This window comes from Pseudomonas sp. NCCP-436 (assembly GCF_019656335.1).
In the GTDB taxonomy this organism is placed as follows: Bacteria; Pseudomonadota; Gammaproteobacteria; order Pseudomonadales; family Pseudomonadaceae; genus Aquipseudomonas.
On the sequence record NZ_BPLZ01000014.1, the window covers coordinates 89,300 to 98,317 of the forward strand.

Genomic DNA, 9,018 nt, shown 5'->3' on the forward strand with positions numbered 1-9,018 from the left:
TGTTGTTTATGGCTGGATTTTGGCGTGTCCATGCACACGTGCACTTGCCGAGTGTATCCTCATGACCGTTGAACGATTCGCAGAGGAGCGAGGTATCCCATGAGCGATCCAGGCAAGGCCGGCGATCTGCTGACGCAGATTCCCCAGAGCAAGGGGCTGCCTCCAGTAGAGAAGTGGAATCCGGATTTCTGCGGCGATATCGACATGCGCATTGCCCGTGACGGTACCTGGTACTACATGGGTACGCCCATCGGTCGCAAGCCTATGGTGCGACTGTTTTCCACCATCATCCGTCGTGATGGTAATGACTATTTCCTGGTCACCCCGGTGGAAAAGGTAGGTATCCAGGTAGAGGACTCGCCCTTTGTCGCCGTTACCCTGCAGGTCGACGGTGAGGGTGAGAGCCAGTTATTGCGCTTCACTACCAATGTTGAGGACGAGGTGGTGGCCGGGCCGGAACATCCCATTCGCGTGGTACTCGATCCGCTTACTCAGGAGCCTGCGCCGTATATCCACGTACGGCGCAACCTCGAAGCGTTGATTCACCGCAACGTGTTCTACCAATTGGTGGGGCTGGCGGTGCAGCAGCCGCTCAATGGGCAGATGTGGCTCGGCGTATGGAGTTCGGGACAATTCTTTCCCATCGGGCCTTCACCGGACTAATCGTGACTGGAGGCGCGCTGACTGCCCGAAAAAGCCCGGGTCACCTGCTAAGCGATTGAAAATGCAAAAAAATATGCATCGCCTAGTTGACAGTGCGTGTAGCTAATAGAATAATGCGCGCCGTCGGCTACATAGCTCAGTCGGTTAGAGCGCAGCATTCATAATGCTGATGTCCCAGGTTCAAGTCCCGGTGTAGCCACCATATTTTTCAAAGGGTTAGCTTCGGCTAGCCCTTTGTCGTTTCTGGGGTAGTGACTACGAAGTGACTACACCCTGTCTACGCTTCAGCGGCACCACTGCTGCTCGCACGGAACGCCGTCCTGGTTGCCATCCATCTTCGTGCCAGGGCAATTGTTCAAAAAGAAGGTAGCTTCTTCACAAGATCTCATCTGCGAACAATGAGTGCGACCATCGCAGCGATACTTCGCCGCCTGCTGTGAATCTCTAGCAGCGGATACAGGAGACGAAGATATAGAGCTGCCTGAACTGAAAGACGGCAAAAAGCTATTGAGCGAGAAGCCTTCCGATGGCTGCTTGATTATCGGCTCGTTCAGCAATGTGCCATCGTTAGAAATATTGGTAATCACTGGGCTTGCAGGTTGGTTGAAATAGAAATGCCAGATCCCAAAGCCGACAGCTAGCAACACAATCCATTTTTTCATAGCACATTCCTTACCCGGACTAGACGTTCCAGGGATCTACCAAGGCAACGCCCAGCGTTTCGAAGTGGCGAATATTGCGAGTTGCGATCACGGCATCATGTAGCCGACCAATTGCAGCGATCTGCGCGTCGGCCATATCAACCACTCTCCCTTTCGCCTCGGTTTCTGCGGCTATCTCTGCGTAGTGCACAGCGGCATCTGCATCGAACGGCAGGATGTTGCCCGCGAAGTCTTCATCGAACATGATCGAGGCTACATCGAGTAATCCTTGCTTGCGCTTCCCGTCAGGCATCCGGGCAATGCCATAGAGAATTTCCGCAACGGTGATCGAGGTAATTACCAGATCCCCGGCAGGCTGAGCGTCAACCCATTCCAGAACTTGAGGGGCAGGCTTAGCACGCATGAGTTCCGACAGCACGTTGGTATCAAGCAGGATCATTAATCGAAGCTCGCTGCACGGGCTTTGGTTTTGCGCTCGGGCAATTCAAGGTCAGCTCCACCGACAGCGGCAAAGCGGGAGTGAATACGACTGCCTAAGCCCCCACGCTTTTCTTGACGTGACAAAGCCTGCCGAATGATGAACCGGACTTCTTCTTCCATCGAGCGACCGTGGCTAGCCGCGACAATGCGGAGCTGAGCTTTCAGATCGTCGTCGAGGTTTCGAATAGTGATGGCGGCCATAGTTACCTCCCATGGATTCAGTGCAATCATTGATAGCATACATGCACGCAAGTTACACGCATACCACGGCATGACCGCTCTGATTGAGAGGGGAGAGCCTAAGCGCCGACTCCAGATGATCAGGCGACAGATGTGCATAGCGCATGGTCATGGTGATGGACGAGTGACCGAGGATCCGTTGCAGGCCCAGGATGTCACCACCGCCCATCATGTAATGGCTGGCGAAGGTATGCCGAAGGATGTGGGTCATCTGGCCAGGTGTGTGGAAGCCGCAACGCTGGTAAGCAGATCGAAATGCCGACCGGCAGGGCATGAACAGCCGGCCATTGCCGGGCATACCCACCTTTAATGCAATCTCTTCGACTTCTTTGGGGATCGGCACCGACCGGGACTGACGGTTTTTGGTCCGGTGAAAGTGGGCCTTGCCGCCGAAGATGGCACCGCGTTGCAGGGACTCGGCTTCATCCCATCGAGCACCCGTGGCCAAGCAGATCAACGCAACCGGATAGGTATGGTTGTTGGTCGAGCGTTTGCACTCTTCCAGCAGTTGCTCGACCTGTTGCAAGGTCAGAAACGTCAGCTCGGTCTGGTCGGTCTTGATCTGGCGAACCTTGGCCAACGGGTTGTTGCCGACCCAGGCACCCAGGCGGATCAGTTCGGAGAAGACAGCCGACAGGTAGCGCTGTTCATGGTTGACGGTGTGCGGGCTGACGTCCTTGAGACGGGTCTGGCGATAGCGTGCCCAGGCGAGGGCATCAAAGTCGGAGACCATCGGGTTGCCGAGACGTTCGACCGTGGCCAGGGTGCGTGCAAGGCGGTGCTTGGCATCCTTGAGCGAGCAGCCGTGCAGGTCATGCCAGAGCGTCACCAGATCCGACAGGCGATCATCGAGCGGCCGGCCGGTAGTGTTGAGGCTGGCGAAGAACTCCGATTCATAGCGCTGGGCTGCGGCCTTGGTCTTGAAACCCTTCTTGCGAATACGACGACCCGAGCGGCCGTTTTCGTAGAAGTCGGCGGTCCAGGTGTTGCCGTCTTTCCTGGCCGTCATACAGCACGCCCCCAACGAACATGGCGTTCTTCAAGGATGCCTTTGATGTGCTTATACAGCCCGTCTTCATCCATGCCTTTGGCGGCATAGTGGTCGCGGATCACCGGCCAGCACTCCCAATCCTTGAGCCGGTGAAATGCTCGCCTAGCGCCCACTCGCTCCCGTGCCAGCAGACTGACGAAGTTTCCCAGGAACAGCTCCACGTTCTTGCCGGAGAAGCCCCGCGAAGTCTTGTATTGGCGCTTGTACTCGGTTTCATCCACCAGGGAATCCACCGGCAGATCCACGCGCACGTCGTCACGGATCAACGTCCAGATCGGTTCGAAGTAGCCAGGACGGGCAAGCAGCTTGAACTGGCGCAGGCCATAGCGCCACAAGCCGTCGAGGTGTGGAGCGAAGGCAGCGTAGCTGTTGGTTTCGATGGTCTGGCCGGTCTGCAGATCGAACGAGCCGGAGGCGAACTGTTGGATGACAGAGTGGTGGTAACGCAGTTCGACACGCCAGACGTCTTGCTCTGGGTCGTAGTTGTCCGGATCGGCTTCGTCGAAGCTATCGCGACGCCTCCAGACGCCTTCCCAGTAGTCGAGCTTGTCGATGGAGCGGGCCTGTTCTGTCTTGTTGTAGATACCGAGCTGGACGCCACCAGCAGAGCCGAACAGGTAGGACTGGCCTTTGCCGTAGGTGGCAGACTCCAGCGTCCACTGGATTTCCTTGATGCCGGAGATATCACGGGCTGCGCGTGCGCGGCAGTGCATCCGGGCGACCAGATCAGCGGGCGGTTGCCAGCCCTGCAGGTCTAGCGCGAGGTGGACCGCGCATTGGTTGCGCTCGACGTTGGTCAGCACATGGCCGGCGTAGTAGTCCAGGCGTTCCTGCAGGCGCTCGGGGCAGAACTGGTCGATGGCATGCGGTGACACCTCGATTTTCAGGTGTGGGCCGATGTTTTCGATCTTAGCGTTGAAGTTCTTGATCAGCAGGATGATGCCTAGGTCAGCGTTCTGGAGCTTGTACTGGTAGCCAGAGTCCTTGCTAACACGCCCGGAGTGCCAACGCTGGCCAGCGAAATCTACGATGGTGCCGGGCTTATCGAACAGGCACATGATTTCAGGACGGATCAGACCGCGATACAACTGGCGGACGGTATCGACGCTGCAGGCCAGGATTCGAACGCCGGATAGATCCACGAAACCGCCCGCCCGAGGATCACAGAACAGACGACTTTTCGGGTTCTCTTTCCCCGTTTCGATATCAATGCGGTAGTAGTCCTTTGGTGCGCTCATTCTCTGTATCTCTCTGGTGTAACGTGGTTACTAAAATCTGTTTATCTGACGTGCTACAGGGACGTCAGGGAGCCGGCTGCGCCGCGCTGGCACCGGCGCCGGTTGCGCTACGCTGACCAGCGCCGGTGTCAGGTTCGCGGCGCGCCGGACTTACCGACGCCACCGGATCTATCACGCTGGTTACCGCTCCACGGCCCGTCCAGGGCGTGACCCGTTCACCGTCTACGTCGCAGTACATGTCCAGCTGCCCTGGGAAGAATCGGCATTCGCTGATAGGGAGAATCCGCGTCAATCCGCCGTTGGATATCAGCACCACGCGGGCGGTCTTGCTGACGTGTCGGGGCTTGTCGTAGTCCTGCCAGTAGGTGGCCTCGGTTGGTTCAGGCTCTGGCCTGGGTGGTGACCACGTGCCAGTGGGCGAATGGACGTAGCCGCCCACGCGCCATGTCAGGGACATGACGGGGCCATCCGGTCTGGTGCTGTACACCGCAGCGGCTGCCCGATGGGTTCGGTTCTGCGCCTCTGGCTCGGCCTTGGCCTGTGTTGATTGGGCGTGCCTTGCCTGGGAGGGCGGTGGCTCTGGCGAGAAGAACCGGTTGATGCCGTATACGCCGAAGGAGGCACCGCCGACGATGATCGCCAACAACCCCCACAAGCCCCAGGAGCGCAGGATAGAAGCGCGGCCATCGGCCTTGGATTCGTCGCCCACCTCGCCCGTGGCCGATTGCGTGGCGGACTTGTAGTAGCACCACACGGTGGGCTTGAAGGTGCCAGCGGTTTGCCGCAGCAAGGCCGATTTCGGCGGCCGCTGACCTTTGGCGGCACCCCGGTAGATATCGACGCGGTAGAACTTCTTGGACTTCTTGACGATACGGTAGGTGGTTTCGACCAACAGCGTGACCCAGGAGGCGATTTGCTCAAGATCCTGAGTTACCAGAATGACCCGCATGGACTGGCCTTTGTCGTCGACACGATGGCGGTGCTCAGCCAGCAGGGCCTTATCTTCCAGTGGTGCGGCGTTGGTCTTTTGCCCCTTTGGCCAGCGGCGCCAGAGTTCATCGAGCACCAGCACGCAGCCATTGGGAGCCAGTTCGGCCAGGTCACGGCGCTCATACCAGTCCGCTGGCAGTTGATCGATAGTGCCGCCGAAATCGGCCAGCAGCGCATCTACCTCAAGCGGGATATTTGTCACAACATGCCGCCCTTGCTTAAGGCTCGGGATAATGACGTGTTCGACAACGCCATAACTTTTCCCGTGGCCGGGCATGCCGGTGTAAGCATCAATGGCCATGGGTCACCCGATGAGCGGAATACGGCGAATCACGAAGCGAACCAGGTAGGCAAGCAAGACTACCGTGACGCCGAAATCGAGCTTGAACATAGAAGTGAAGAAGATCACCTCGGGCGGGATGCTCTGCATGGCGTTAGCAGCATCATGAAAGAACTGAGGCACCGGGATGGCCTCGAAAAACTTCACGACCGCTTCACAGATGCCGCTGAACACCCACTGAGGGAAGCTCTCCAAGAACTCAACAAATGAGTCATAGACATCCTGCAGCCAGTCCAGCAACTTACTTGGGAACGACCACAGCCAATCAGCGAAACGACCTAGTTTCTCAAGCATGAGTCACCTCTTTCGGCACTACGAGGACAGGACAATACGCACCGCTAGCAGTGACCAGACTGCGATCATGAGAGCGGTGAAAATGCCGGATATCTGCGGCCACAGAGTGCAGTGACCATCAAAGACAACATTTTGGCCGAACAGCTTGACGGAGCCGGACGGGCACACGCCGTCACCCGAGGGGAAAGCAATACCGGTCACCGCGCTGCCTATCGGTGAGTTGAGCACCCCGTCATAGACGCGCTGGAATGACTCGTCAAAGCCGGGAATCTTTTCAGCACCGCCAAAATAACTAGGAGCTACAAAAGCACAGTCGTCGCCGTCGCAGAAACCAGGGCCGGAGCCTTCGCCTTCGCCTTCACCGTCCCCGTCGCCGTTACCGTTTCCATTACCAGAGCCGCCGCCAGTGTTGCCGCTACCGGAGCCATTGCCGTCCCCGTCGCCATTACCGGAGCCGTCACCATCCCCGTTATTGCCGCCTCCCGAGTCACCGCCCCCGGAGTCACCGCCCCCGGAGTTACCACCTCCAGAGTTACCACCATCATCGCCACCGTTATCACCGCCTCCCGTGTCACCCCCGGGCGGGTTTCCATTGTCGTCAGGGTTCTTTGCGCAGGTAGTACCAGACCATCCGTAGCCAGGAGGACAGCCAGGATCATTAGGGTCAGACGGAGGAACATCCGGAGTATCAGGGGGATTAAGCACATCGCCCGGCGCACCTAAAGGCGCATCCGGCTCATTACACGAATCACCCGTGCCAGTGCCGATATGGTTGCAATAACCCGTATCGGCTGAACCGATATCTTTATAACAACTAGAAGCAGTGTTATCGATGCTGTAGGAGCAGCCGCCGAAGCACACCGACGACCCCAGAGGGAAGCTGGTGGAAACGTAGTTGCGGCCACCGTAGTTGATGATGGGGCCGCTGGGGGATTTGAAGATGCCTGGTGACAGATTTGAGCAATCACGAGGCATGCAAGACAAGCCTGATTCAGCCACGCCACCAGGACATTGCTCGACATGCCGAACCCATGTCCCGATATGCCAAATCTGCCCATCCGGGCCTCGCGTACCTTTACAGTCTCCCGATGCATCGGCGCTGGTGACCTGGGTCAGCTTGTAACCAAACTTGCTCGCAAGTGCCTGGCAGGCGGCCTGATAAGTGGAAAACGGCCCAACAGTTTCAGTTTGCGCCGTATACGGAGACTGGCCACTTGCAGTGTAAGTAACCAGTTCATCACCATAAACCGGAAGAAGGAGCATCCAGAACAACAGCAGAGCAGCAGCCACATGAAGCGGCAAGACCGGCATCATCACTCACCACCTCGAAAAAATGGCGTAAGCGCAGGCACAGCCGATGCAGAAGAAGGCGAATTCCCACAGCGCTTGCATGACGACCTCGCAATGAGAAAGGCCGGCGCTGGGCCGGCCTGGGTGGTGGAGCGCTTTAGCCGCGCAGGAAGCCGAGGACGATGCGGGCGCCCTTGATGCCGGCGTAGACCACCGCCAGCAGCGCAGCGACGGCCAGAACGCCGGTGGCGATAGTGCCGAAGTCCACATCGCTCATGACGGCGCTGTAGTCCCAGCCGTCGGCAAAGGTGAGGGTGGAAACGGCGGCGAAAGGCAGAGCCAGTGCCAGATCACGGGAAACGCGTTTGATTTTTTGCATGGTGATGCTCTCCAGAAGGTTCAGCCGTGCCGGATGAAGTCGAGAATGGCTTTGCAGCCGATCCCGATCAGGAGCACGGTGGTTACGAGGGAAAATCCGATCCCGAACAATTGGGCCAGCACGGCTGGGTCTAATTGGCTCGGGTCGAACTGTTCAGGCAGCTGGATCAGCACCCAACCGCCAGAACACAGGGGCGCACCGCCTGCATCGACCGATAAAGCACCGTCACAGGTGAGCGCGTAAATCATTCGCCAGAAAACTCAATGTCAGATTCGAAGGGCTCGCAGTCAGGACAGACTGCGAAATGAGGCGGCAGACGAAGATCAGGCAGCAGGTCGCTTTGCGGCGCAGGCAGCGCCATAAGCTTGCCCATATCGTTTCCGCAGCAGTCGCAGAAAACCCGATCTTCGATCAGCATGGCCGCCCCTCCCGATTAGTTGGCCTTCACCTGTTGCTGCTGTTGGGCGGCTTGCGGGGCCGGTTTGCTGGCCTGAGCGGGCTTGGCCGACTCGACGTGCAGGACGATGAACTTGCCAGCGTTCTTGGAGCCACGTTCGATCTCGACGGTTACGCGGGCGGTTTCCAGCACGTCGAGGCCTTTGCAGGCGTTCCACACTTCTTCGCGGACGTCTTCGGAGACTTGCATCGAGAGCAGCGAAATACCCACGTCCTTTTCGCCGTCCGGTTCGTCGCCCAGGTACAGCTTGACCAGGTCCACGTTGTCGAACTTCACGCGCTCAGCGCTGATGAATGCCAGTTCCATAGTGGTGCGTGCCATGTTGTGTTTCCTCGCTTGGTTGCGCCTTATTGCGCGGGTTTGCCTTTCAGCAGGCCGAGCGAGTCCACACGGGCAAACTTTCGTTTTTTGCCCGAGGTGGTTTTCTCGACTTGCCGAGGTTTTCAGTTAGCGCCGCTGGTGCAGCGGGTTTGGTTCAACACCAAGGGCCGCGGCCCTTGTCATCCCGTTTCGCCACCGCCGACCGCGACTGGCGGGGATTGCGCGGTTCGGTCAGGCAGACCGCGCGGGCCAGTCACGGACGCCGGAGGCGACGAGGTTTGCTGGTTGCTGCCGACGCGGGAGCCGTCCATACGGCCAAACCAGTAGCCGACCACCAGACAGTTGATCAGCAGCAGGCCAAGGATCAGCAGCGAAGGCAGGTCGAGAACGATCATGCCCGCACCTCCAGCAGATCCAGGCTGGCCTGACATGGCACCGCCTCCCGCACCTTGCCGTTCAGCACGTCGATGACATGACGGCCCCATTGATCGGCGATGGCATCGGCAATGCCCTGATAGGTGCGGGAACGGTTCTTCCAGCGATCCGGCCCCGGTGCCATGTAATGCACCACCGGAGCGCGGCCTTCGACAATCTCGGTGGGCCGGAGCAGCGG

14 protein-coding genes, 1 tRNA gene and 1 pseudogene are annotated in these 9,018 nt (G+C 58.5%); 2 read left to right on the plus strand and 14 right to left on the minus strand.

Going from position 1 to position 9,018, the window contains the following annotated elements:
* Positions 1 to 99: 99 nt before the first annotated feature.
* Both NCCP436_RS14395 and NCCP436_RS14400 read left to right on the plus strand, forming a co-directional pair.
* Complete coding sequence (locus NCCP436_RS14395) at positions 100 to 663, plus strand: DUF1285 domain-containing protein (protein ID WP_220804677.1); 564 nt, start codon at positions 100 to 102, stop codon at positions 661 to 663.
* 125 nt (positions 664 to 788) lie between these two features.
* Positions 789 to 865 (plus strand) — tRNA-Met (locus NCCP436_RS14400).
* A gap of 82 nt (positions 866 to 947) precedes the next feature.
* On the opposite strand, the gene NCCP436_RS14405 is transcribed toward NCCP436_RS14400, so the two are convergent.
* From NCCP436_RS14405 to NCCP436_RS14470, 14 genes and pseudogenes are all read right to left on the minus strand, one after another.
* On the minus strand, positions 948 to 1,325 hold the full coding sequence (locus NCCP436_RS14405) for an excalibur calcium-binding domain-containing protein (RefSeq protein WP_220804678.1): 378 nt from the start codon (positions 1,323 to 1,325) through the stop codon (positions 948 to 950).
* Positions 1,326 to 1,344: 19 nt separating this feature from the next.
* Positions 1,345 to 1,764, minus strand: coding sequence for a type II toxin-antitoxin system VapC family toxin (locus NCCP436_RS14410; RefSeq protein ID WP_220804679.1), 420 nt, complete (start codon positions 1,762 to 1,764; stop codon positions 1,345 to 1,347).
* A complete protein-coding gene (locus NCCP436_RS14415; RefSeq protein ID WP_017361254.1) occupies positions 1,764 to 2,006 on the minus strand; it encodes an Arc family DNA-binding protein in 243 nt (80 codons plus the stop codon). Before NCCP436_RS14415 ends, NCCP436_RS14410 begins: the two co-directional genes overlap by 1 nt.
* 52 nt (positions 2,007 to 2,058) lie before the next feature.
* A complete protein-coding gene (locus tag NCCP436_RS14420; RefSeq protein ID WP_220804680.1) occupies positions 2,059 to 3,054 on the minus strand; it encodes a tyrosine-type recombinase/integrase in 996 nt (331 codons plus the stop codon).
* Complete coding sequence (locus NCCP436_RS14425; protein ID WP_220804681.1) at positions 3,051 to 4,334, minus strand: hypothetical protein; 1,284 nt, start codon at positions 4,332 to 4,334, stop codon at positions 3,051 to 3,053. Before NCCP436_RS14425 ends, NCCP436_RS14420 begins: the two co-directional genes overlap by 4 nt.
* Positions 4,335 to 4,398: 64 nt before the next feature.
* Positions 4,399 to 5,625, minus strand: a complete 1,227-nt coding sequence (locus NCCP436_RS14430) for a zonular occludens toxin domain-containing protein (RefSeq protein WP_220804682.1) — start codon at positions 5,623 to 5,625, stop codon at positions 4,399 to 4,401.
* 3 nt (positions 5,626 to 5,628) lie between these two features.
* The gene (locus NCCP436_RS14435) at positions 5,629 to 5,958 is read right to left on the minus strand and encodes a hypothetical protein (RefSeq protein WP_220804683.1); all 330 of its coding nucleotides are present in this window, start codon (positions 5,956 to 5,958) and stop codon (positions 5,629 to 5,631) included.
* Positions 5,959 to 5,976: 18 nt separating this feature from the next.
* Positions 5,977 to 7,272: a methyltransferase gene (locus NCCP436_RS14440; RefSeq protein ID WP_259651503.1), complete on the minus strand. Its 1,296-nt coding sequence runs from the start codon at positions 7,270 to 7,272 to the stop codon at positions 5,977 to 5,979.
* A 133-nt stretch (positions 7,273 to 7,405) separates the two neighbouring features.
* Positions 7,406 to 7,627 carry a hypothetical protein gene (locus NCCP436_RS14445; protein WP_220804684.1) on the minus strand — a complete coding sequence of 74 codons (222 nt, stop codon included), beginning with the start codon at positions 7,625 to 7,627 and terminating at the stop codon, positions 7,406 to 7,408.
* Between the two features lie 20 nt (positions 7,628 to 7,647).
* A complete protein-coding gene (locus NCCP436_RS14450; RefSeq protein WP_220804685.1) occupies positions 7,648 to 7,875 on the minus strand; it encodes a hypothetical protein in 228 nt (75 codons plus the stop codon).
* The gene (locus NCCP436_RS14455) at positions 7,872 to 8,045 is read right to left on the minus strand and encodes a hypothetical protein (protein WP_220804686.1); all 174 of its coding nucleotides are present in this window, start codon (positions 8,043 to 8,045) and stop codon (positions 7,872 to 7,874) included. The genes NCCP436_RS14450 and NCCP436_RS14455 overlap by 4 nt, the downstream gene beginning before the upstream one ends.
* 15 nt (positions 8,046 to 8,060) lie before the next feature.
* Positions 8,061 to 8,405 carry a hypothetical protein gene (locus NCCP436_RS14460; RefSeq protein WP_220804687.1) on the minus strand — a complete coding sequence of 115 codons (345 nt, stop codon included), beginning with the start codon at positions 8,403 to 8,405 and terminating at the stop codon, positions 8,061 to 8,063.
* A gap of 179 nt (positions 8,406 to 8,584) precedes the next feature.
* Positions 8,585 to 8,800: a hypothetical protein gene (locus tag NCCP436_RS14465; RefSeq protein WP_220804688.1), complete on the minus strand. Its 216-nt coding sequence runs from the start codon at positions 8,798 to 8,800 to the stop codon at positions 8,585 to 8,587.
* A pseudogene (locus NCCP436_RS14470) lies at positions 8,797 to 9,018 on the minus strand (hypothetical protein); the annotation flags it as partial. The gene NCCP436_RS14465 and the pseudogene NCCP436_RS14470, both read right to left, overlap by 4 nt.